The organism is Streptomyces sp. NPDC001450 (assembly GCF_053597295.1).
In genome coordinates this window covers 1-23,313 of record NZ_JBSFHY010000054.1, presented here as the reverse complement: position 1 = coordinate 23,313, position 23,313 = coordinate 1, and the positions used below count along the sequence as shown (strand labels likewise).

17 protein-coding genes are annotated in these 23,313 nt (G+C 71.1%); 12 read left to right on the top strand and 5 right to left on the bottom strand.

Annotated features, from left to right (window positions below; translation table 11 throughout):
* The first annotated feature begins 117 nt into the window (after positions 1-117).
* On the top strand, positions 118-1,104 hold the full coding sequence (locus tag ACWC5O_RS40030; RefSeq protein WP_450591774.1) for an ATP-binding cassette domain-containing protein: 987 nt from the start codon (positions 118-120) through the stop codon (positions 1,102-1,104).
* A complete protein-coding gene (locus ACWC5O_RS40025) occupies positions 1,101-1,952 on the top strand; it encodes an ABC transporter permease (RefSeq protein WP_450591773.1) in 852 nt (283 codons plus the stop codon). Before ACWC5O_RS40030 ends, ACWC5O_RS40025 begins: the two co-directional genes overlap by 4 nt.
* Positions 1,953-2,080: 128 nt before the next feature.
* Here ACWC5O_RS40025 and ACWC5O_RS40020 read toward each other — a convergent pair whose 3' ends face one another.
* From ACWC5O_RS40020 to ACWC5O_RS40005, 4 genes are all read right to left on the bottom strand, one after another.
* The gene (locus tag ACWC5O_RS40020; protein ID WP_450591771.1) at positions 2,081-2,833 is read right to left on the bottom strand and encodes an NAD-dependent epimerase/dehydratase family protein; all 753 of its coding nucleotides are present in this window, start codon (positions 2,831-2,833) and stop codon (positions 2,081-2,083) included.
* 30 nt (positions 2,834-2,863) lie between these two features.
* Positions 2,864-3,424 (bottom strand): DUF1707 SHOCT-like domain-containing protein, encoded by a 561-nt coding sequence (locus ACWC5O_RS40015; protein ID WP_450591770.1) that lies wholly within the window; start codon positions 3,422-3,424, stop codon positions 2,864-2,866.
* A gap of 109 nt (positions 3,425-3,533) precedes the next feature.
* Positions 3,534-11,591 carry an amino acid adenylation domain-containing protein gene (locus ACWC5O_RS40010; RefSeq protein WP_450591768.1) on the bottom strand — a complete coding sequence of 2,686 codons (8,058 nt, stop codon included), beginning with the start codon at positions 11,589-11,591 and terminating at the stop codon, positions 3,534-3,536.
* A gap of 41 nt (positions 11,592-11,632) precedes the next feature.
* Positions 11,633-12,853, bottom strand: a complete 1,221-nt coding sequence (locus tag ACWC5O_RS40005) for a cytochrome P450 (RefSeq protein ID WP_450591767.1) — start codon at positions 12,851-12,853, stop codon at positions 11,633-11,635.
* 204 nt (positions 12,854-13,057) lie between these two features.
* On the opposite strand from ACWC5O_RS40005, the gene ACWC5O_RS40000 reads away from it, so the two are divergent.
* Positions 13,058-13,450 (top strand): YidB family protein, encoded by a 393-nt coding sequence (locus ACWC5O_RS40000; protein ID WP_450591766.1) that lies wholly within the window; start codon positions 13,058-13,060, stop codon positions 13,448-13,450.
* A gap of 18 nt (positions 13,451-13,468) precedes the next feature.
* Here ACWC5O_RS40000 and ACWC5O_RS39995 read toward each other — a convergent pair whose 3' ends face one another.
* Entirely contained in the window at positions 13,469-14,842 is a 1,374-nt protein-coding gene (locus tag ACWC5O_RS39995; RefSeq protein WP_450591784.1) for an NDP-hexose 2,3-dehydratase family protein, read from the bottom strand.
* A 139-nt stretch (positions 14,843-14,981) separates the two neighbouring features.
* Between ACWC5O_RS39995 and ACWC5O_RS39990 the strand changes: the two genes are divergently transcribed.
* From ACWC5O_RS39990 to ACWC5O_RS39950, 9 genes are all read left to right on the top strand, one after another.
* On the top strand, positions 14,982-16,370 hold the full coding sequence (locus tag ACWC5O_RS39990; RefSeq protein WP_450591764.1) for an activator-dependent family glycosyltransferase: 1,389 nt from the start codon (positions 14,982-14,984) through the stop codon (positions 16,368-16,370).
* 42 nt (positions 16,371-16,412) lie between these two features.
* A complete protein-coding gene (locus tag ACWC5O_RS39985; RefSeq protein WP_450591762.1) occupies positions 16,413-16,655 on the top strand; it encodes an acyl carrier protein in 243 nt (80 codons plus the stop codon).
* 5 nt (positions 16,656-16,660) lie between these two features.
* Positions 16,661-17,866 carry a beta-ketoacyl-[acyl-carrier-protein] synthase family protein gene (locus ACWC5O_RS39980; protein ID WP_450591760.1) on the top strand — a complete coding sequence of 402 codons (1,206 nt, stop codon included), beginning with the start codon at positions 16,661-16,663 and terminating at the stop codon, positions 17,864-17,866.
* Positions 17,854-18,843, top strand: coding sequence for a beta-ketoacyl synthase N-terminal-like domain-containing protein (locus tag ACWC5O_RS39975; RefSeq protein ID WP_450591758.1), 990 nt, complete (start codon positions 17,854-17,856; stop codon positions 18,841-18,843). Before ACWC5O_RS39980 ends, ACWC5O_RS39975 begins: the two co-directional genes overlap by 13 nt.
* A gap of 39 nt (positions 18,844-18,882) precedes the next feature.
* Positions 18,883-20,499 carry an AMP-binding protein gene (locus ACWC5O_RS39970; protein ID WP_450591756.1) on the top strand — a complete coding sequence of 539 codons (1,617 nt, stop codon included), beginning with the start codon at positions 18,883-18,885 and terminating at the stop codon, positions 20,497-20,499.
* Positions 20,496-22,052: a phenylalanine aminomutase (D-beta-phenylalanine forming) gene (locus tag ACWC5O_RS39965; protein WP_450591754.1), complete on the top strand. Its 1,557-nt coding sequence runs from the start codon at positions 20,496-20,498 to the stop codon at positions 22,050-22,052. The genes ACWC5O_RS39970 and ACWC5O_RS39965 overlap by 4 nt, the downstream gene beginning before the upstream one ends.
* 8 nt (positions 22,053-22,060) lie before the next feature.
* Positions 22,061-22,489, top strand: coding sequence for an ApeI family dehydratase (locus ACWC5O_RS39960; RefSeq protein ID WP_450591752.1), 429 nt, complete (start codon positions 22,061-22,063; stop codon positions 22,487-22,489).
* Complete coding sequence (locus ACWC5O_RS39955) at positions 22,482-22,937, top strand: 3-hydroxyacyl-ACP dehydratase FabZ family protein (protein WP_450591751.1); 456 nt, start codon at positions 22,482-22,484, stop codon at positions 22,935-22,937. Before ACWC5O_RS39960 ends, ACWC5O_RS39955 begins: the two co-directional genes overlap by 8 nt.
* Positions 22,864-23,313, top strand: a 450-nt coding sequence (locus ACWC5O_RS39950) for a phosphopantetheine-binding protein (protein WP_450781194.1), incomplete at its 3' end; no start/stop codon positions are given. The genes ACWC5O_RS39955 and ACWC5O_RS39950, both read left to right, overlap by 74 nt.

Here is a 23,313-nt window from a genome sequence, read left to right as displayed (position 1 = left end):
ATGATTGACACGCGTTATATCGCATGTCACAGTCCGAGTCAGGGTCCGGCCGCAGGTCCAGCCTGCGTCGCCGAGTGCCCTCACATGTCCGCGATCCTCAGACCACAGGAGTGCTCTATGCCGGAAGCCATCCATGCCGAGGGCCTGGTGAAACACTTCGGCGACGTACGGGCGGTGGACGGTGTCGACCTGGTCGTCCCGCAAGGAAGCGTGCTCGGCCTGCTGGGCCCCAACGGCGCGGGCAAAAGCACCACCGTACGGATCCTGACCACGCTGCTCATGCCGGACGCCGGGCACGCGACCGTACTCGGGGCGGATGTCGTCAAGGACCCGGACGCCGTACGCCGCTCGCTGGGCATGGCGGGGCAGTTCGCCGCGGTCGACGAGTACCTGACGGGGCGGGAGAATCTCCAACTGATCGGCCGGCTCTACCAGTTGAGGAAGCGCGACGCCGCCGACCGGGCCGCGGAGCTGCTGACGCTGCTGGACCTCACCGACGCCGCCGACCGGCCCGCCAAGACCTACTCCGGCGGCATGCGGCGCCGTCTGGATCTCGCGGCGGCCATGCTCATGAAGCCGCCGGTGATGGTCCTCGACGAGCCCACCTCGGGCCTGGACCCCACCAGCCGCCAGGTGCTGTGGGACATCATCCGCGCAATGGTCGCCGACGGTACGACGCTCCTGCTGACCACGCAGTACCTGGAAGAGGCCGACCAGCTCGCGGACTCGATCTGCGTCATCGACCACGGCCGGGTGATCGCCTACGGCACCGGCGACGAACTCAAGGCGCGCGTCGGCAGCGAGCGGGTCGAGCTGGTCCTGCCCGAGGGTGAGGACCTCACGGGCGCCAGCCTGGTGATGGCCTCGGAGGGCCAGGGCGACGTGTCCATCGAAGAGCGGGCCCGCAAGCTGATCGTGCCGGTCACCGACGGTTCCCGCTCGCTCGGCGGCATCATTCGCAGGCTGGACGAACTGGGCGTCCCCTTCGATGACATCGCCCTGCGCCGTCCGACCCTGGACGACGTATTCATCACCCTCACCGGTCGCTCCGCCGACACCGGTGAGTCAGCCGAGGATGTTCGAGTGAAGGAGTCCGTGAAGTGACCGTCCTGCCCCCGCCGCCCGCTGTCCGGCCGCCCAGGGCGGGCGCCATCGGCCAATCCATCCGTGACTCGTTCATCATCGCCGGCAGCGGGCTACTCCGCGTCAAGCGTGCGCCGGGCATGATCTTGTTCATGCTGATCCAGCCGACGATCTTCATCGTGATGTTCACCTTCGTGTTCGCCGGCTCGGTCAACATCGGCGGCACCACGGACCGCGCGGCCTTCCGTGAGTTCAACGTGGTCGGCATCATGGCCCAGACCGTCATCTTCTCGGTCATCGCGACCGCCGCGGGCGTCGCCGACGACATGCGCAAGGGACTCGTCGACCGGTTCCGCTCGCTGCCGATGGCACGCGGTGCGGTGCTCACCGGGCGCACTCTGTCCGACGCGGTGACGATCGCTCTCATCCTGGTCGTGCTGGGCTGCGTCGGAGCGGCGGTCGGCTGGCGCTTCCACGAGGGCATTCCCAAGATGCTGGCCGGCTTCGCGCTGATGTTCCTGCTGGGATACGCCTTCACCTGGGTCGGCGCGCTGACCGGACTGGCCGCACGCTCCCCGGAGGCGGCCTCTTCGGCGCCCATGCTGTGGATCCTGCCGGTGTCGTTCATCTCCAACGCCTTCGTGGACCCCACTCGGATGTCGACGCCCTTGCGGTACATGGCCGAATGGAATCCGTTCAGCGCCACCGTGCAGGCCGCCCGCACGCTGTTCGGCAACCCGGGTACCGGCGCGAGAAGCGCATGGCCGATGCAGCACCCGGTCGAGGCCTCGCTGATCTACTCGGTCATCATCATCGTCGTCTTTCGTACCTTGGCCGTGCGGAAGTACCGGCGCACCGCCACTTCCTGACGGTCCGTCAACCCATGGCTGAGGGGACGGCGTGAGGTTCGGATCCGTGGATCCGTCCCTCGCGCCGTCCCCTCGTTCGCGTGGCGGCGCGCATGGTGTCAGCCGTCTGTGGCCGGCCCCTGCGCGTACTACGGCACATAGGTGTCCAGGAGGTCGTCCAGGTAGCTCTCCGCGCTGTGCAGCCCGGGGCGGAAGTCCGGAACATGGCTCTGCAGGCGGCTGATCGAGACGCGGGTGACGGCCGTGGCGCCGGGAACGTGGGTCCGCACCGCGCTCGTGCCCAGCCGTTTCTCGATGCCGTCCACGATCGCCTCGACAGGCTGCGGCAAGCCGGACGCCGCGTTGAGGACCTCGTCACGCACCCCCTGGCCGAACAGCCGCCCGATGACCTCGACGAGATCCTTCACGTCCAGCAGGTCCCGGTGAACGCCCTGCCGCACGCGCACGGCACCCTCTCGTACCTGCCGCGTCAGTCCGGGCAGCAGCTGATGGGCACGCTGGTGCCGGCCCACCAGGTGGCTCAGGCGCAGGATCAGATGAGGCAGTCCCGACTCGCGGACCGCCGACTCCAGCGCCAGCTTGTTCCTGCCGTAGCCCGACGGCGGAGCCGCCAGATGGTCCTCCTCGGCGCACAGGGCACCGGTGGCCCCGTACACCGCGAACGAAGCCGAGGAGAAGAACAGCACCGTGCGGTGCCGCTGCCTGCACTCGCGCAGGACCTCATGCACGAGGCGGGCCTCCCGGACGAACTCCTCGGGTGCGACGGTCGCATGGCTGGAGACGCCTGCCGCGATCGCGGTGACCTGCGGGAACCGGTCCGCGAAGGCCTCCGACAGGGACCGGGCGAGAAAGCCGTTGCCGATGATCTGCACGTTGCTCACCCCCTTCGGCTCGACAACGCATGCGGTGGATCAGCGGAACCACGCGTGACGGACGGTCAGTTTCCGCAAGCCGACGCTCCCGTGGATCCGGATCCGCGGCCCACCGGAACCGGAAGATCGTCCGGGCTTGTAGGACAGCCCCTTCAGCCCGGTCTCCATGTCCTTGAGGTCGACGGACGCGTTGCGCGGCACGACGATCCTGACGCGTCCCACGCCGACCCTGAGTTCGAGGTCGACGACCGGGCTTTCGAGGTCCGCCCGGGACAGGTCCAGATACACCCTCGCGAGGGGTGTCGCGACCGTGAGCTCCGCGGGCACCCGCCATCGGCCGCGCCGCAGGATCAGCTTGCCCACCGTGGCGATCGTGAACCGGTCGTCCGGGTTCCGCGCCGGGAGCCCGGCCACGGCCACATCGAGCTGGCCCTGCGTCCTGGCGCGCAGCACCTGGTCGAGACACTGGTCCAACTGCTGGTGGGTGAGCTGCCCTTTGCCGTACGCGTCCTTCAATAACTGTGTGGCGCGGTCTCGGTCATCGTCGTCGATGAGTGTGTTCGGGTCCTTCGGCCGGGAAGCCAAGTCGTCAACTCCCATGTCACATCGGTGAATTGCCTGCGTGAATCGCCTGCGTGATTCCGAAGGCAGGATCTCACGACAGGCGGTCCGCGGGCCGCCCCGGGCCCGTGTGGCACGATCGGACGAATCAGCTCTCGTCCCTCGTGTCCCGCCTGCGCAATCGCGGCGTGCGGGCCTTCGGGGCAGTGTCGACGATGTGCGCCAGCGCCGCGACGTCGGGGGCCGCGTACACCTGGTTGATGAGCACTCTGACCCCCAGTTTTCTGCTGATCCGGCCGGTGAGGCCGGATGCCAGCAGGGAATCGCCGCCCAGATCGAAGAAGTTGTCGCCGATGCCCACCTGGGAGATGTGCAGGACATCCGCGATCAGGGCGCACAGTTCCTGTTCCGTCCGGGTGCGCGGCGGGGTGGAGTCCGCGCGTCCGATCACGGGCTCGGGCAGTGCGTCCCGGTCCAGCTTGCCGTTCTGATTGAGCGGAAGCGCCTCCAGCAGAGTGTAGGCGGACGGCAGCATGTAGTGCGGCAGAGCGTCCCGCAGACGCTCACGCACGTCGTCGACGAGGGCGGTCGGGCCGGACCAGCGGCGCGGCGCCGGTGCCGGGGCGGCCCCGGGACCCGGGTCCGCGCGGCGGCCGTCGTCGCGCCGGGCGTAGACGTTGTAGAGGACCGTGTCGTGCAGCAGGCTGCCGCCCTGTTCGCACACGACCTCGAAGCCGTGCCCCTTGAGGAGTGCCTCGACCTCCGCCAACCTGCCGTCGACGTCGTGGAGTTCGATGGCGAGCTGCCGGATCCGCGGCCAGTGCTCCGGGCGGATGCCCTTGAGGACCTCGTGCTCGGCGCCCTCCACGTCGATCTTCATCAGGTCGATCCGGTCCATGCCCTCCTCCTCGATGATCTCCGAGAAGGTGCGCACGCGGCAGGTGAACGAGCGGCTCTCCAGGCGGGACTCGACGATCTCGTCGATCATGTCCTGCGCGCCGGGGCCGGGCCGCGTGTCGTCGGCCGGCTTCGCCTTGTTGCGCAGGTAGGCGCGCACCAGATCGCGCGCCTGTGGCGCAGTCGCGGCACGGGTGGAGTTGACGGTGTTGTGCGGATAGAAGGTGAAGGTCTCCTCGTGCGCCTCCGCCCCCAGGCCGCAGTCGAACAGCCGGGCGCCGAGGCCGTGGAGCTCGACGTTGCGGCGCAGCGAGTCGTGCAGCGGCGGCAGCGGTTCGAAGGCGTAGAGGCGGCCGTCCGGATTGCGGCTCGAGGCGAACAGGGTGAACAGGCCGATGTTGGCGCCCACGTCGACGATCGTGTCGCCGTTGTCGATGGTGATGCCGCCGCGCAGATACTCCTCGCGCGTGAATATCTCGTCGTAGACGAAGTCCGTCTCGCTCGGGTTGTGGTGGAACACCGCCATGCCATTGGGCAGTTCGCGGACCGGCGGGCGGGCCTCGCCCTCGGTGCGTTCCAGGCGCAGCAGTGCGCGTACCGCTGGTGCGTGGTCCGCGGCGGGCACGAGGTAGGCCGCCAGGCGCTTGTCGCTGTCGCCGTGGTCGCGCACCACGACCCTCGCGTCCTGGACCGCCGGGTGTTCGGTGAGCCTGGCCTCGATCTCGCCGAGCTCGATCCGGAACCCGCGGACCTTCACCTGATCGTCGTTGCGCCCCAGGTAGGTGAGGGTGTCGTCGGGCAGCCGCCGGACGAGGTCCCCCGACCGGTACATCCGTGCGCCGGGCTCCGCGGCGAACGGGTCCGCGAGGAAGCGCTGGGCGGACAGTCCCGGCCGGTTCAGATAGCCGCGGGCCACGCCCGCGCCACCGACGTAGAGCTCGCCGACGACACCGGCCGGCACGGGCCGCAGGTACCGGTCGAGCACATAGGTACGCAGATCAGGCAGGCGCCGGCCGACCGGGCTGACGGCCCGGTCCGGGTCGGTCCCGGTCAGGGGGTGGTAGGTGGTGTGCACCGTGGTCTCCGTGATGCCGTACATGTTCACCAGCCGGGTGTCCCGGTTGACCGCGCGCCGCAGCCATGGCTTGAGCAGTGTCGGGTTGAGTGCCTCGCCGCCGAACACCACCACCCGCACGGCGTGTTCCGCGCCGTCCTCGCCCTGGGCCGCGATCAGCTGGTGGAAGGCGGTCGGTGTCTGGTTGAGCACCGTCACCCGCGAGGCGCACAGCAGCTGGTACAGGTCCTTGGGGCTGCGCGCGACGTCCTGCGGCACCACGACCAGGGCGCCGCCGTGCAGCAGCGCGCCCCACATCTCCCACACCGAGAAGTCGAAGGCGAAGGAGTGCAGCAGCGCCCACACGTCCTGCGCGCCGAATCCGAAGTACTCCCGCGTGGTGGTGAACAGCCGCACGACGCTGCGGTGTTCGACCGTGACGCCCTTCGGGGTGCCCGTCGAACCCGACGTGTAGATGACGTAGGCCCCGTGGTCGGGCCGCACTCCGGTGTCCGGCAGATCCTCGGCCGGCAGTCCGCTCCACCGGTCGGCGTCCGCGCGCACGTCGACGACCGGGACCGGCGGTGCGGCGGGGTCCGGGTCCCAGGGCACATCGGTCAGCAGCAGGCGCGGCGCGCTGTCGCGCAGCACGAGGGCCGTCCGGGCGGCGGGGGATGCCGGGTCGATCGGCACGTACGTGCCCCCGGCCTTGAGCACGGCGAGCACGGCGATCACCAGCTGCTCGGTCCGGTCTAGGCGCAGCGCGACCGGGACCTCCGGCCCGATGCCCAGGCCGCGCAGATGGCGGGCCAGGCGGTTGGCGCGTGCGTTCAGCTCCCGGTACGTCAGGCTGCGGCCGCCGACGGTGACGGCGACCGCGTCGGGGGTGGCGGCCGCCACGTCCTCGAACCATGCGTGGACGCACCGGTCCGGTGCCGGCGTCGCCGGTGCCTCGTTCCGCTCCGCCAGGACCCGGCGGCGTAGCTCGTCGCCCAGGACGGGCAGTTCGAGGGCGGGGCACTGGTCGGCCCGGTCGCGGTGGAGGGCGTCGACGAGTCGCGTCACCGCGGTCACCAGGTAGTCGATGACGGACTCCGGGTCGTGGGGCAGTGCGGCCCGCCCCTCGACGGTGAAGCGTCCGTCCCGGTCGCTGACCGACACCGCCAGGGGTTCGGTGCGCTCGTCGTCCGTGGTGCTCCCGTGCGCGTGCGGGCCGCGGAAGTCGAGGGTCGCCTCGTATCGCGTGGGGTGGGCGGAACGGCCGGAGCCGCGCGGTTCCCGGTCCATGGTGTGCACCAGGTCCCGCACGCTCATCCCGGTCAGGTCGATCCGCACCGGCCGGGTCTCGCCGGCCGCGGTGCTGTGGAACGTCACGTCCGCGCGTCCGCTGAACATCGACACCGCGAGGGCCCAGCCCGCGTGGAAGAGCGCCGCCGGTCCGGTCCGCAGCTGCTCGGCGCACCGGCGGATGCGTTCGCCGACGAGGGGGCCGAGGGTCCGGCTGCGGACGGAGAGCCCGGCGTGGTCGTCGGACGCCGGCCGTGCCGCCGGTTCCACGGCGACCAGGTCCCCCAGCGGCGCCCGTACGTCCGCGGCGAGCCGTTCGAGTACGCGCCCGTACAGTGCGGCGACCTCGTGCGCGTCCTCCTGCTGAAGCAGTTGCCGCTGAAACTGCAGGTTCAGCCGCAGCCGGTCGCCGTCGGGATGGGCGAACACCGTCACCGGGAATTGGCTGAGGGAGTGCAGGCCGATGCCGGTGACGGCGAAGCCCGCGGCCTCGGCCGCCTCCGCCGCGGCTTCCCTGTCGAGCGGGAAGGACTCGAAGCCGATGACGGTGTCGAACAGGGTCGGCAGCCCGGCGGCGCTCTGGATCTCGCCGAGTCCGCAGGGCGGGCGGCCCAGCAGGGTGCCCTGCCGTCGCTGCAGCCGCTCCAGCAGCTCGGCGGCGCTCTCCCCCGGGTCGCATCGCACCCGTACCGGCACGGTGTTGATGAACGTTCCGACCATGCGGTCCGCGTCGGGCAGTTCGGCGGGCCGCCCCGCCACCGCGGCTCCGAACACCACGTCCTGGCGGCCGGTCAGATGGCCGAGGACGACGGCCCAGGCCCCCTGCACCACGGTGTTGAGGGTGACCCCGATGTCGGCGGCCCGGTCCACCAGCGCGAGGGCCGCGGCCGTCGACAGGGGTACGTCGGCACGGTCGCTGCCGCCCGCCGAACCGGCGGCGGCGCCGGCCGTGAGCAGGGTCGGCTCCGTCAGGCCCGCCAGCTCCGCCGCCCAGGCGCGGGCCGCCTGCGCCGTGTCCTGCCGGCCGAGCCAGGCGAGGTAGTCGCGGTAGCTGGGGGCCGGTGGCAGCGCGGCGGCGCCCTGATCTGCGTAGAGGCGCATCAGGTCCTGTGCCAGCAGCGGCAGGCACCAGCCGTCGAGGGTGGCGTGGTGCGCCGACAGGATCAGCACATGACGGTCCTCGGCCAGGGTCAGCAGCGACATGCGCAGCACCGGTGGCACCGCGAGGTCGAAGTGGACCGCCAAGTCGCTTTCCAGGAACTGCCGTTGGGCGCCCTCTCGCATGGCGTCGCCGAGGCCGCTCAGATCGAGGTACTGCCAGGGCAGCTCGACGCCGTCGACGACGAACTGGACGAGGGTGCCGTCGGGTCCCGGCGCGTAGGCGGACCGCAGTCCGGGGTGCCGGTCGAGCAGGGCCTGGGCCGCGGCGCGCAGCCGTGCGGGGTCGACCGGCCCGGACAGCCGCAGGGTGTACTGGACCTGGTAGGTGTCGACCTCGGCGGACGTCTCGTGCTCCATCTGCGAGTGCACCAGCAGCCCCTGCGGGAGCGGCGCGAGCGGCCAGACGTCGGACAGGCCCGGCCAGTGCTGCTGCCAGTCGTCGAGTTCCTGCTGGGTGACGCCGGACAGGAGCACGTCCGACGGTGTCAGGCCGCCCGCGCCGGTCCGCACGGCATGCCGGGAGATCGCGTCGAGCGCCCGTTCCCACAGGTCCGCCAGTTCCCGCGTCTGCGCGGCGCCGAGAACCGCCCCGGAGCCGGTGAACGCGGCTTCGAGGCGCGGGCCTTGGGGGGTGTCGATCACGGCGGTGCGCACGGCGAGGTCGACCTCCGCACCGGGGTCCGGTGCCACGGGCACGGCCCACCCCTGGGCCGGGGTGAATCCCGCGCCGGGCCCCGCCACGGCCGGGGCCGGGAACCTGCCCAGGTACGCGAAGGAGATCCGGCCGCTCGCCGACCGCTCGAGGGCGGCGGCGGTGCGGGAGTTGAGGTGGCGCAGGAGGCCGTGGCCGATCCCCCGGTCGGGCAGGGCGCGCAGCCGCTCCTTGACGGCCTTGACCGCGGCGCCCGCGGCGGGTCCGCCCGCGAACGCCTCGTCCAGGTCGGCTCCGGTCACGTCCAGGCGTACCGGGGTGGTACCGGTCAGCCGGCCGACGGTCCTGGACAGGTCCGCCCCGGCCACCTCGACCGCCGCCCGGCCGTACTCGTCCAGGCTGACCAGCACGGACGGCGCGTCGGCACCGGACTGTGGGCGCCGCTTCGCCAGGGCCATCGCGAGCGCCGTCAGCAGACCGTCCTCGACTCCGCAGCGGAAGGCGGCCGGGAGAGCGTTCAGGAGGGTGTCGGTGAGGGAGGCCGGGAGCAGGAGCCGCGTGTCGACCGGTGTGCGGTCCGCGCCGTCGGCGTGGTGGCCGCGACGCGGGCCGGCAGCCGGGTCGGGCCCGTCGGTGGCGGCCAGCCACATGTCCGTCTCGGCCACGCGCGCGGGCCGGTGCGCCTCTTCGGTCAGGGCGCGGGCCACTGTCGGCAACGGCGCGGTGACCGGGGGCAGTTCGAGGGCGTGGCCGGCCCGGAGCTGTTCCCCGGCCGCGGCGAGGTCGGCGACGAGGACACGCCAGGAGTGGGCGTCCACCAGGAGGTGGGGCAGGACCATCAGCAGCCGCCCCGCCGTGCGGCTGCCCGCGTCGAACCAGGTGAACTGCGCCACCGGGCCGGCCGCCGGGTCCAACCGGGCTGCGGCGTCCTGGAGTTCGGCCCGCACCTGACGGTTCCACTCCTCGGCCCGGTCGGTGCCCGCCGCGGCCTGCCACGGGGCGTCCGCGGCGACCCGGTGGATCAGCGGGTCCGCGGCGACCGAGCCCGGCGGGGCCACGACGAGCCCGCCCGCGCCGGCTGCCGGCACGCGGACCCGGAGCAGGTCGTGACGGTCGATCAGCGCGGCCAGGACGGCGGCAAGTTTGGCCCGGTCCAGGCCTTCGGGAAGGTTCAGGAGCATCGCCTGGCAGTGTTGTGCGGCGCCGGGCCCGAGGTCGTGCAGGAGGCAGGTCGCCGGGAGGTGCGGCGGTCGCCCCGCTGCCGCGTCGGCGGGTTCCGCGGCGGGGGCGGGCGCTGCCGCGCCGATCGCGTCGGCGAGGGCGGCCACCGTGCGGGACTCGAAGATCTGCCGGAAGGAGACCGCCACTCCTCGTGCCCGGGCCCGCGAGGCGACCCGCATGGCCTGGATGCTGTCGCCGCCCAGCGACAGGAAGTCGTCGTCGATGCCGACCCGGGCGAGGCTGAGCACCTCGGCGAAACAGCCGGTGAGCACCTCTTCGGCCGGGGAGCGGGGCGCACGGTAGTCGGCCGCGCGGAACTGCGGCCGGGGCAGTGCCGCCCGGTCCGCCTTGCCGTTGGGCGTCAGCGGCATCTCGTCGACGACCGTGATGGTCGTGGGCACCATGGCCTCCGGCAGCCGCCGGGCCAGGAACGCCCGCAGCTCGGCGGCGCCGAGTCCGGGCCCCAGGGTGAGCTGCCCGGCCCCGCCGGAGGGTTCGGCCTCCTGGGTCCCCGCAGCGGACGCGGGCACCACGAAGCCGACGAGCTGCTGCCCGCCGGTCGCGTTGTCGTGGACCACGACGGCGGCCTGACGGACCCTCGGGTGCGTCGCGAGGACCGCCTCCACCTCGCCCAGTTCGATCCGCTGCCCCCGCAGCTTCACCTGGTCGTCGCTGCGGCCCAGATACTCGAGGCGGCCGTCGGGCCCGACACGGGCCAGGTCGCCGGTGCGGTACATCCGCCCGCCCGCGGTGCCCTGCGGATCGGCCAGGAAGCGCGTCGCGGTCTGGGCCGGGCGCCCCAGGTATCCGCGGGCCAGCCCCGGTCCCGCCAGGTACAGGTCGCCGGCCTGTCCGTCGGCGACCGGCAGGAGGTCGTCGCCGAGCAGATATGCGCGGGTGCCCGTCATCGCGGTGCCGATCGGCGCCGCGCTGTCGCCGAGCGGTCCGGCGAACGTGGCCCACACGGTGGCCTCGGTCGGACCGTAGGCGTTGAACAGCCGCCGACCTGCGCCCCATTCGGCCACCAGGGCAGGGGTGCTGGCCTCTCCTCCGACCACGAGGACCCGCAGGTGGCGCAGGGACGCGGCGGTGCCTGCGGGCAGGGTGGCCAGGACGCTCGGCGGCAGCGTCGCATGCGTCACCTCGCGCTCCGCGAGGAATGCGGCAAGCTCCTCGCCCACCAGTTGTTCCTGCGGCGGCAGGACGAGCAGGGCCCCCGTGGTCAGTGCCGTCACCAGGTCCCACACGGACATGTCGAAGCTGAGCACCGCGTACTGCAGCACGCGGGCGCCCGTACCGGTGTCGAGTTCCCCTACGCGCACGGCCTCGGCCCGGAGCGCGGCGAGCCCCGAATGGGTCACTGTCACCCCCTTGGGCCGGCCCGTGGAGCCCGAGGTGTAGATGACGTAGGCGGCGTTGGCCACGCTCTGCGGCGCGACCCGGTCCGCGTCGGACGGGTCCGACTCCGGCGCGGCGCGCCGGGCCGCCGCCAGGTCCGGCGCGTCCACGACCAGCACGTCCGCCGCGAGGTCCGCGGGCAGCCGCGGGGCGGCGGCTCGGGTGGTGAGCACGGCCGCGGGGGCGGCATCGGCCGCCATGTACGCGATGCGCTGCTGCGGATGGCCCAGGTCCCAGGGCAGATAGGCCGCGCCGGCCTTCATGACCCCGAGCAGCGCCGCGATCTGCTCGGCCGAACGTGGCATCGCCACGGCCACGGTCTGCTCCGGGCCGATCCCGCGGCCGATCAGCCAGTGCGCGAACCTGTTCGCCGTCGCGTTCAGTTCCTGGTACGTCCAGACGGTGCCCGCGCTCTCGACGGCCGGGTTGTGCGGCGTCTCCCGTACGCGTGCCTGGAACAGCTCGGTGAAGGTTGCCGAAGCAACACCCGTCCCGGCGAACGGCGCGTCAGCGGACGATCCTCGGGGGTCGCTCACGAATTCTCCAGAGTCTCGGGACGGCATGAGGGGATCGAGGGCTACCTGGCTGAGCTCAACGAGACCGGCAGACTGCTGTACCCGTGCAGGAAGTTGGAGTGGATCGGCCTGGCCGGACCGTTGGGCACGGCTTTTGCGACATGGGTGCGCAGGGCGGACAGCATGGCGGCGATCTCTGCCCGGCCCAGGTAGGCGCCGGGGCAGAAGTGCGGTCCGTAGCCGAACGCCACATGCTTGTTGGGGGTACGGCCCAGGTCGAAGGTGCCGGGGTCGGCGAAGAGACTCTCGTCGTAGTTGGCCGAACTGTTCCAGAGCGTGACGACGTCGTCGGCGCGCAACAGCCGGCCCCCGATCTCGACGTCCTCGCGGACCCGCCGGCCGAAGTGCATGGCGGGGCTGACCCAGCGCAGCACCTCTTCCACCGCGCTCTCCACCGTGACGTCCCCGGACTTGAGGCGCCGCCACTGCGCCGGGTGCTCCATCAGCGCGCGCATGCCGCTGATCATCGAGAGCCTGCTGGTCTCGTCGCCGCCGATGATGATGCTGTAGCAGTTGAAGATGATCTCCTGCTCGGTGAGCGGCTCACCGTCGATCGTGCTGGTCGTCAGGATGCTCAGTACGTCGTCGCGCGGGTCCTTGCGGCGCACCGCGGCCAACTCCGCGAAGTAGAAGAGCAGTTCGTTGCGTGCGACGATCGCCTCGTCCGCGGAGCTGCTCTCGTCCTCGGTGCTGAGCGCCTCCTTCGTCAGGACCAGCAGATCGTCGCGGTCGGCGGCGGGAACCCCCAGCAGGTCGGCGATGGTGGCCATCGGTATGTGCTCGGCGACGTCCTTGGCGAAGTCGCAGTCCCCGGCCTCGACCGCGCTGCGCACCAGCCGGTCCGCACGTTCGCGCACTCCGGCGACGACCGGTTCGAGGACCCGGGGCGCGAACGCCTTCAGCATCAAGTTACGCAGTTCACGGTGGCGCCTGCCGTCCGTGACAGCGAGCATCCTGCCTGCCGCCGAGTCCCCGCCCGCCAGCAACGTCGCCAGCACATTGCCGTACTCGGAGGTGAAGCGCTTGTTGTCCCGGTAGACCTCCATCACGTCCTCGTGGCGCGAGAGCACCCAGAAGCCGGGTACGGCGCGGCCCTCCACCTCGTGCCAGTGGACCGGGCTCTGCGACCGGAACCGGCGCCACATCTCCACGAGTTCGGCGTCGGGCGCGAGGAAGGTACGCGGGTCGGTGAGGTCGGCGCGCTCAACGGTCAGGGTGGTCACGATTGTTCTCCGCCATTTCTCTCCCGATGTCCGGTCGCCAGGACATCCCTGACTGTCAAAGAATTACTCCGGAACGCGCGCACGGCGTGACAGCAGCCTTGTCCGGCAAGGGTCTGAATGGGAACATTGCCGGGCGGTTCAGCGGCCGATCAACAGGCTGGCCATTTTCTCCGGACCGCCCATTTCGAACTCCATGGAGTCTACGTGACCGAGAATCTCGACGGCTATTACTGCGTCACCGTGATACCCGAACCGGGCATCACGGATACGAGTGAAGAGGCGTTTGCCCGAGCCGAATCCCAGGGGCTCATGATTCCGCTGGCACAGGTGTACCAAGCGAAGTCCTGGGTTTCAACGGGCGACAACACGCCGCTCCTGCCTCAGGACGTGGTCAACGGCATCGGCCGGGACAATCTGGAAGCCATCGCCGAGGCGTCCGGAATCACGGTCGACGATGTCGTGGCCCAGGCGATCGAGAAGCTGCCGGCGCTGGTGGACGAAGCTTCCCCGGATGGAACTCTGAGCGTCGATCCCGAGAACCCGCCGACGGTCGCTCTGGGCGTCGCGAAGGTCCTCCTGGTGCGGGTCTCCGCGTAGCGCCGAAGCGGTTTCCCCCTATGCCGCGAGCGTGTTCAGGCACAGGAGCAGGGTGCGGGCCTGGGCGCTGACGTAGTGGCTGTAGCGGGTGAACGCGGCGAGCTGATCGTGGGAGACCCAGCGGAACCCGGGCGGTTCCTGCACCGGCGCCTCGCTCTGCGTGGCCTCGACGACGAGGTACCGGCTCACCGCGTCGAGGAAGCGGCCCCCCTCCTCCGAGTGCAGCGCCGAGTAGCGGATGCGCGACGGCGGGGCGGACCTCACCAGGTCGAGGAAGGGCGGCTGCTCCCCCGCGGGCAGGTGCGCGTGGTTGCGCGGCACGCACTGCACCGTGGGGCCGAACTCGGCGTCGGGGAAGCCGGCTTCCGCGCGGGCGCTGACCAGGACGTGCGGCACGCCGTCGAAGGTGCGCGTCAGGAAGGCGACGAGGCCCTGGTCGTTCGGTTCGAGCAGCGGCTGGGTCCACGCGCCCACCTCCCGGTTGCCCGCCCGCACCGACACCGCCATGACGCGGAAGTACCGTTCGTCGTCACGGTGGATGGAGTACGCGTCGCGCGTCCAGCCCGGGATGTCGGCGAGCGAGACCGGCACCCCGGTGATGGGGGTCACCGACCGCCGCTCCGCGAGCCACGACAGCAGTTCCGTGTCGGAGTGCAGGGCGCGGGAACCCCCGCCCCGGTACAGGCCGGCCAGGGCCGAGCGGGCGTCGAAGTTCACCGTGTTGTCGTGGCCCAGCAGTTCATGGATCTGCCCCAGGGTGAGCCAGCGGAAGTCCTCGTGCTCGGGGACCGGGTCCGTCACCTCCACGACCATGTTGCGGTTGCGTTTGCGGCGGAACCACGAGCCGTGCTCGCTCTGCAGCACGTCCGAGAGGATGCGGCCGCGGGAGCTGTCGGTGAAGTACTCCAGGTAGCGGACGTCCGCCCCTTTGTGGATCTTGGTGTAGTTGCTGTACGTGGCCTGCACGGTGGGCGAGATCTGCACCAGGCCGGGATTGCCCGGCTCCATCTTGGCCTGCATCAGAAAGTGCAGGGCCCCGTCGAACTCCCGCGCGAGAACACCCAGGATGCCGACCTCGGGCTGGGCGATGATCGGCTGGTGCCAGCTCCGGCGGTCGGGGTGCTCGCCCGTGCTGACGCGCAGCCCCTGCACGGTGAAGAACCGCCCGCTGCGGTGCACGAGGTTGCCGGTCTCCGGTGAGAAGGACCAGCCGTCGAGCTCATCGAACGGGATGCGCCGCACCGTGAAGTCGACTTCCCTGCGGCGCCGTTGCACCCAGGCGGTGATGTCCGCCACGGACTCGCCGCGCCGTGCGGCCGCGGACCGCGTGATGCGCTCGGACAGCACGGCATCCGCGCGATCCGTGAGCCGTGCCCGGGCCTGACTGTCCATCACACTCTGCAACGCCGGCTCCTCACCCTGTCGATGATGCCGTCGGCATCGGTCTGCACTGCGGCGAGTGTGGGCACCGCGGCTTGGGCCGATCTAGGCCCGCCCTTGCGGAGCCGGGCGGCGGCGGTCCCCCCCCCCGGTGGCCGGGCAAGAGCGGCCCAAGGCCGGCTTTAGACAGTCCGCCGAGGGTTCTCGGCATCCCGCTGTCGATGGAGGAGTTGGTGCTGTGCGCGTCCTCATCGTGTCCTGGCCCTGGAGGACTCACTTCCAACCGATGGTCCCGTTGGGCTGGGCGCTGCAGGCCGCGGGGCACGAGGTGCGGGTCGCCAGCAGCCCGGACCTGACCGAATCACTGACCTCGTCGGGCCTGATGGCGGTTCCGGTCGGCCCGCCCGATGTGCTCAAGAGGCTGTACGAGCAGTTCACCGAGGAACAGGTGGAACTCGTAAGGACCCTGGAGCAGCTCGGATCGCGCGACGACTTCTTCTTCGACTTCGCCGCGGACTCCGAGGAGGCACTGACCTGGGACCGGCTGCGGCTGAGGACGCGGTACTTCACGGAGATCCTCAAGGGCGTCAACGACTCGATGGTCGAGGAGCTGGTCGACTACTGCCGCTGGTGGAAGCCGGACCTGGTGATCTGGGAGTGGATGAGCCACGCGGGCGCGATCGTGGCCCGCGTGACCGGCGCGGCCAGCGCACGCATCCGCTCGGAGATCGATGTCGACGCCTGGTCCCGGCGCGAGTTCCTGCGGCTGCGCGAACAGCAGGCCCCCGAGGAGCGCGAGGACGCGCTGGCCGACTGGCTGGGGAACTGGGCGGAGAAGTTCGGGACGTCGTACTCCGAGGAGATGGTGACCGGTCATTTCACCATCGAGCACATGCTGGATTCCATGCGGATCGATTCGGATGTGCCGCACGTACCGCTGCGCTATGTCTCCTACCACGGGCCCGCCGTCGTACCCGCGTGGGCCCGTCGCGCCCCGAGGAAGCGGCGCGTTCTGGCCACCTTCGGGATCAGCCAGAAAAAGGGGCGGGAATACCAGGCGGTCTCCGTCGCTCAGTTGCAGCAGGTACTCGATTCCCTGGCCGATCTGGACATCGAACTGGTGGTGACGGCACCGGAAAAGGTCCGGAAACACCTGAAGCGGATTCCCGCCAATGCGCGGCTGGCGGAGTTCGTCCCCTTGCACGCGGTGATTCCCACGTGCTCAGCTGTGATCCATCACGGCGGGATTCCCGCGTTCCTGGAATCGGTCGCCAACGGCGTTCCGCAATTGATGGTCGGCCGGGTCGTCGGCGACATCGACCTGCGCGCCCCGCTGTTGGAGGAGGCCCGGGGAGGCCTCTACATATCAAGGCCGCACCTGTCCGGGGAGCGGGTCAGGGAGTGCCTGGTGCGGCTGCTGGAGGAGCCGGCGTTCCAAGAAGGCGCCGACAGGCTGCGCAGGGAACAGGCGACGCGGCCCACGCCCAGCGACCTTGTGCCCGAACTGGAGAAGCTCGCGGCACGCCATCGCTCCCACTGAACCGGTCTCGTCCTGCTCTCGGCACCCAGGAGGAACATCACCATGCTGTCGGATCGAATGGCGGAGCTGCGGGACATGGCAGCGGACATCTTCACCGTGGAGCCCGAAGAAGTGGAGCGGGCCACCAGTTTCGCCGACGACCTGGGCGCGGACTCACTGCTGGCCGTCGAGCTGCTGAGCCGTATCGAGCAGCGGTACGGCGTCATGATCGACGCGAACGACCTGGAGAAGATGACCGATCTGCCCTCCACGTACAAAGTCGTGGCCGACGCGGCCGGATGGTAGTCGCCGTGCACCGCGTGGTCATCACCGGTCTAGGGCCGGTGTCGAGCATCGGCACCGGAACGGACGACTTCTGCCATGCCGTGCGGGCGGGGAAGAGCGGGATCTCACGGATCTCCTCGTTCGACGTGTCGGGGTTCGAGCATCAGATGGCCGGTGAGGTGGCGGACTTCGACGCCGCGCAGCTGGTCACCCGGCTCGACGCCGCCGACTGGGGGCGCGCCTCGCTCTTCGCCGCGGCCGCCGCCCGCCTTGCGGCCGACGACGCCGGCCTCCGGGACTTCGGCGATGACGCCGCCGTCCTCATGGGAACGACGTCGGGCGAGATTCCGCACGTCGTGGCGATGACCGAGTCCTGGCATCTGAACGGTCCCGCGACCCCCGACCCGACGCTCGCCGCACAACTGCCGGCCGGCCGCCTGGGCCTGGCCGCCGCTCAGGAGATCGGTGCCACGGGCGAGACGATGACGTTCTCGGCCGCGTGCGCGGCGGCCAACTGCGCGATCGGATACGCGTACGACCTTGTCTCCTCGGGCGAGGTGCCGGTCGCCGTGGCGGGCGGCGCCGACGCGGTGAGCCGGTTCACCCATGCCGCGTTCAACCGCCTCGGCGCCCTCGCGAAGGACACCTGCCGGCCCTTCGACCGGGAACGGGACGGCATGCTGACGGCGGAGGGCGGTGCGGCGCTGGTGCTCGAGACCCTGGACGGCGCGGTCGCACGAGGTGCCCGCATCTATGCCGAAGTGCTCGGGTACGCGGTCAGCTGCGATGCCTACCATCCGTCGGCGCCGGAGCCGCAGAGCATCGCGCGGACCATGGAGAGCGCGCTGCGGCGCTCCGGTGTGACACCGGACGAGGTCGACTACATCTGCGCGCACGGTACCGGCACGCGGCTCAACGACCGGGTGGAGGCACAGGCCGTCCGCGGTGTGTACGGCGACGCGGCGCCGCCGGTCAGCTCCCTCAAGTCCATGCTGGGGCACACCATGGGGGCGGCCAGCGGCTTCGGCAGCATCGCCTGCGCCCTGGCGGTGAGCCGGGGTTTCATCCCGCCGACCATCAACCATCGCCACCCGGATCCGCAGCTGGCCGGCATCGATCCCGTCGCCGGCACCGCCCGGGAGGCGACCGTTCGCGTGGCCCAGAACAACGCCTTCGGCTTCGGCGGCAACAACGCCATCGTCGTCTTCGGGAGCGCCCCATGCACATCGTGATCTCGGGCCGGGGAAGCGTCCGGCCGGATCCCGTCCCCCAGCCGCACACCCCGCCGTCCGGGCCGGCCTTCACCGTCGGTTCCTTCGACGCGGAGGCGCTGCTCGGGCGCAGAACCGCCCAATACAACCATCGCAGCGCCCAGTTGGCGATGGTCGCCTGCGGCCGGGCGCTCGATGACGCGGGCCTGCGAGTGACCGACGAGAACCGTGACCGCATCGGCGTCACGCTGGGCACGGCAGCGGGCAGCGTCACCGGCATGGCCGAGTTCGGCACGGACACCTTCTCCCAGCCGCGTCCGCACATGGTGGCCGCCGCCAAGTCCTCCCACTGCGTGCTCAGCGCGCCGGCCGGAGCCGTGGCCATCGCCCATGGCCTGCGGGGCGCCAACGCGACGGTCGCCTGCGGACCGGCGACCGGCCTCGCCGTGCTGCGCCATGCGGTGGTCATGCTGCGGGCCGGGCACGCCGACGCGGTGGTCGCGGGCGCCGCGGAGGAGTTCACCGGGCCCACTTCCTGGCTCGCCCGGGCGGCCCGCGGTCCGCGGCCCCAGGGCGAGGGCGCGGCCGCCTTCCTGCTGGAGAGCGGGGACTGCGCCCGGGCCGCCGGGCGCAAAGCGCTCGCCACGGTCGCCGCCGTGCACGTGCGGGCGGTGACCGGCTTCCCGGCCGAGCAGTTCACCGGCTCGCTCGACCGAGCCCTGGGCGAGGCGGGCGTGCGCGCACCGGAGGTCTCGGCGGTGGCCTTCCGCCGCACCGGGGTCGACGCGGTGGACGAGGCCCAGCGCAGCGCACTTGCCGAGGCGTTTCCCGAGGCGGCTCAGGTCACCGACGAGCAGCGGATCGGGGACTGCTACAGCGCCCACGCGCTGCTCCAGCTCGCGGGGCTCCTGGACGAGGCGAGAGTGCCTGCCGTGGTCGTCGCGGCGGACCCTGACGGCCTGTTGGCCGTCGCCGTGCTGAAGGGCGTCCCGCGGTGAGCCGCGCATCTCACCGACGGCACACGGCAGGGAGAGACTGTGGAACGTCCTGAGCCCACGGCGGACAACCTCTGCCAGTACCTCCTGGCTCCCGCCGCTCGTACCCCGGACAAGGCCGCCGTGGTGGAGCCCGACGCGACCGGGGCGCTCACCGAGGTCTCGTACCGGCAACTCGCCGCGCTCGTGGAGGAGTACACCCGGGCCCTTGAGCCACTGGGCCTCGATGTCGGCGACCGGGTCGTCGTGGAGGCCCACACCTCCGCGTCGGCGGTGGCGCTGCTGCTGGCCTGCTCCAGGCTGGGCCTGCCGTTCGTCCCGGTCAGTCCGCAGACCCCCGACAACCGCCTCCTGGCGATCTTGCGGTCGGTCGAGCCGGCGCTCCACGCCCGGGCGGACGGCGTCGCCCGGCGTGACCTGCCGTGGGCCGGTGGCACCGCGAGCTTCGGGCGCGGCGGGCTGATGGCGGACGTCGCGCGGGCGAGCCGGACGCGGCGGCGCCGGCGCGTACTCGGCGTCGACACGGCCTACATCATCTTCACCTCCGGGTCGACGGGCCGTCCCAAAGGCGTGGTGATGAGTCACCGGGCGATCGTCACGTTCTTGCGGGCGGTGATCGCGGACGGGCTGGTCGGTGCCACCGACCGGGTCGCCGGCACCTCTCCGCTCCAGTTCGACTTCGCGCTCTTCGGGATCGGGATCGCTCTGGGGAGCGGCGCGACGCTGGTGCCGGTCGGACGCGAGTATCTCGACTCGCCGCGGCGCATGGTCACCTGTCTCCGGGACGCCGGCGTCACCCAGGTCCACGGGGTGCCCTCGCTGTGGCGTCCGGTCCTGCGCCACGATCCGGAGCTGCTGAAGCGTCTTGAGACGGTGCGCTCGGTGGTCTTCGCCGGCGAGGCCTTCCCTCTTGCCGAACTGCGCCGGCTCCAGGAGCTGTTGGCCGGTACCCGCCTGGTCAACGGCTACGGCGCGACCGAGTCGATGGCGGCCTCGTTCACCGACGTGCCCGACCCGCTGCCCGCGGACCAGCGGGCGCTGTCGATCGGGCACGCGCACTCCGGAGCCGAGATGACCCTGGTGGACACGGCCGGACGTGTGGTGACGCGGCCGGGGGTGGTCGGCGAGATCCACCTGCGCAGCCCCGCGTTGTTCAGCGGTTACTGGGACGATCCCCGGGCCACCGCCCAGGTGCTGGTGCCCGACCCGCTGGACCCGCGGCACGGGCAGAAGGTGCTGCGCACCGGCGATCTGGCCTACCTGGACGAGCGGAACGAGCTGTACTTCGTCGGCCGCGCCGACACCCAGGTGCAGATCAGGGGCAACCGGGTCGAACTGGGCGATGTGGAAAGCGTGTTGACCCGGCTTCCCGCGGTGGCGTCGGCCGCGGCCACCATCGTGCCGCGCGGCAGCGACAACGTACTGATGGCGGGGGTCGTGCTCGACGACACCGCGGCCCCGTTCGACGAGGACGCGGCGCTCGCCTTCTGCGCCGAGGAGCTGTCCGCCTACATGCGGCCGCGCCGGATCCGGCCCCTGGCCGACCTGCCCCTGACCGAGAACGGCAAGGTCGACCGGGCGCTGCTCGCACGCCTTGTGACCAGCGCCGTTCACGAGGGGCCCACTGACATCGATGCGACACCGAGGAGCCCCGCATGACGTACACCCTGTCCCTGGACCGCCGCGTACGGCTGGCGGACATCGAGTCGATCGCCGCCGCGCAGGGCCCCGGGCTGGCTGTGGACGGCGCCGTGCGCGAGCGGGTCGACGCCTCCCGGCGCACGCTGGAGAAGTTCGTGGAGGGCGGCCGGATCATCTACGGCGTCACCACCAGCATGGGCGGGTTCGTCGACTGGCTCGTCCCTGTTTCCATGGCACGCCAGTTGCAGGAGAACCTGCTCAACGCGGTGGCGACCAACGTGGGCGAGCGCCTGGACGACGTCACCGTCCGCGCGATCATGGTGTCCCGCATAGCGTCCCTGTCCCGCGGCAACTCGGCCATCTCCCTGGCCAACCTGGACAAGTTCATCGCGGTGGTGAACGCGGGAATCGTCCCCCTCGTACCGGAGAAGGGCTCGCTCGGCACCAGCGGCGACCTCGGCCCGCTCGCCGCCATCGCGCTGGTCTGCATAGGCCAGTGGAAGGCCCGGCTGGGCGGCGAGGTCCTGCCGGGTGCCGAGGCGCTGCGCCGAGCCGGCATCGAACCGATGGAGCTCAGCTACAAAGAGGGCCTCGCCCTCATCAACGGCACGTCGGGGATGGTCGGCCTCGGCTCCCTCAACGTGCAACGGGCGCGCCGGCTCATGCAGTCGTACCTGCTCGTCTCCGCGCTCTCCGTGGAGGCGCTGGGAGGCAAGACCAAGCCGTTCGACCCGCGGGTCCACGCGCTCAAGCCGCATCGCGGCCAGCAGGAGGTCGCGGACTTCCTGTGGCGGACGCTGGGCGACTCCCGGCTCGCGGTCGACGAACTCGACATCGAGCAGTTGCTCGCGGACGAGATCGCGGACACCGCGAAGGCCGGGTCCCAGTCGATCGAGGACGCCTACTCCGTGCGGTGCACGCCCCAGATCCTCGGACCGGTCCTGGACAGTCTGGCCACGATCGAGCGCACCGTCGAGGACGAGCTGAACTCCTCCAACGACAATCCGCTCGTCAACCCCGACGAGGCGGAGGTCTTCCACAACGGGCACTTCCACGGTCAGTACGTGTCCATGGCGATGGACCATCTGGTGATCGCCATGACGACCCTGATGAACCTCTCCAACCGCCGGATCGACCGGTACCTGGACAAGAGCAACAGCAACGGCCTGCCGCCCTTCCTGTGCCGGGAGGACCCGGGTCTGCGCCTCGGCTTGATGGGCGGGCAGTTCATGACCGCGTCACTGACCGCGGAGACCCGGGCGATGGCGATGCCCATGTCCATCCAGTCCCTGACCAGCACCGCGGACTTCCAGGACATCGTCTCGTTCGGCTTCGTCGCGGCCCGCCGCGCCCGGGAGGTGCTGGACAACGTGGCCCACGTGGTGGCGTTCGAGCTCCTGTGCGCCTGCCAGGCCATCGACATCCGCGGCACCGACGGCCTGTCCTCGGCCACCCGCGTCCTGTACGAGCGGACCCGGGAGCTGATCCCGTACCTCGACCACGACTTCACGACCACCGAGTACGTGGAGGAGCTCGCCCAACGGCTGCTGACGCACCCGGACCTGGGCTGAGGACCATCGTGCCCGTCTCAGCGCCGAAAGCGACCATGTCCGCCCTGCCCGTGCCCTTGGCGTGGAGCGAGCGGGCGTCCGACGGCACACACGGCGTCCTGCGGCTCGCGGTGGATCTCGGCGCCGAGCACATGGCCGGCCACTACCCCGGCTACCCGATTCTGCCGGGAGTGGTCGTCATGGACTGGGTGCTGCAGGCCGTCGACAGCCTGCACGGCGGCGGCCTGCGGCTGCGCCGCATCGACCGGGCACGCTTCGTGCGGCCCCTGCTCCCCGGCGACGTACTGGAACTCACCGTCCGGATACGCCCCCGCGAACCGGACCGTGCGGGGACCGATGACGCGGGGATCGTCGCCGAGGCCCGGATCGTGCGCTCGGACCGCCGGCCGGCCGTCGAACTCGACGCCACCTTCGAACCGTTGGTGACCCATGCTTGACCATGCGCAGGTGCGCGGCCTGCTGCGGCAGCGCCCGCCGATGATCCTGCTCGACACCGTCGGGCAGGTCTCGCCGACCTCGCTCGTCGCCACGAAGGCGATCACCGGTTCCGAAGGCTGTTACCGGGACCTCGCGCACGGCATGCCCCTGACCGGCTTCGCGTACCCGCAGGCGCTCATGGTGGAGTCGTTCGGTCAGGCGTGCTCCGTGCTGTGGACGTCGGCCGGTCTCGGCCCGCCGGACCGCATCCCCGTGCTGGTGGCGGTGAGCGACCTGGCGTTCCACTCGTCGCCGCTGCCGGGTGACGTCCTGGAACACCAGGTCCGGCTCGTGCACAGCTCCAGCACCGCCTGCGAGTTCACGGGCCGGTCCCATGTGCGGGGCGACACCGTGCTCGACATCGGCTCCCTGCTGGTCGCCTCGCTGCCCGGCCCCTCCCCCGCCTGAGACCGCGCCCCGAACCCCACGACCGACCCCGACCGAAAGACGGAACATGCAGGACATCGACCACTCGGCCGTACACATCCGATCGATCGTCGCCGGCGTTCTGGACCTGGATCCGGACGGCATCGAGGACGACCAGGACTTCATCGACTTCTACCGGGCGGACTCCCTCAACCTGATCGAGGTCGTCGCCCAGGTCGAGAAGCACTACCAAGTGGAGCTGCCCCTGCAGGAGTTGCACCGCGCGCGCTCCGTCAACGGCCTGCGGGCCCTGCTCGTCAGGCTGAAGCTGCTGACCGGGCTGAAGCAGATCTGCAACCACCCGGCGCAGTTCCTCAAGGAGGACGATCCGAGGCTCACGGGACGCTCGGGGAAGCTG

Coding starts and splice junctions, on each gene's coding strand:
- ACWC5O_RS40030 (WP_450591774.1), top strand. CDS start 118: ATGCCGGAAGCCATCCATGCCGAGGGCCTGGTGAAACACTTCGGCGAC.
- ACWC5O_RS40015 (WP_450591770.1), bottom strand. CDS start 3,424: ATGGGAGTTGACGACTTGGCTTCCCGGCCGAAGGACCCGAACACACTC.
- ACWC5O_RS39995 (WP_450591784.1), bottom strand. CDS start 14,842: ATGGACAGTCAGGCCCGGGCACGGCTCACGGATCGCGCGGATGCCGTG.
- ACWC5O_RS39985 (WP_450591762.1), top strand. CDS start 16,413: ATGCTGTCGGATCGAATGGCGGAGCTGCGGGACATGGCAGCGGACATC.
- ACWC5O_RS39975 (WP_450591758.1), top strand. CDS start 17,854: ATGCACATCGTGATCTCGGGCCGGGGAAGCGTCCGGCCGGATCCCGTC.
- ACWC5O_RS39965 (WP_450591754.1), top strand. CDS start 20,496: ATGACGTACACCCTGTCCCTGGACCGCCGCGTACGGCTGGCGGACATC.
- ACWC5O_RS39955 (WP_450591751.1), top strand. CDS start 22,482: ATGCTTGACCATGCGCAGGTGCGCGGCCTGCTGCGGCAGCGCCCGCCG.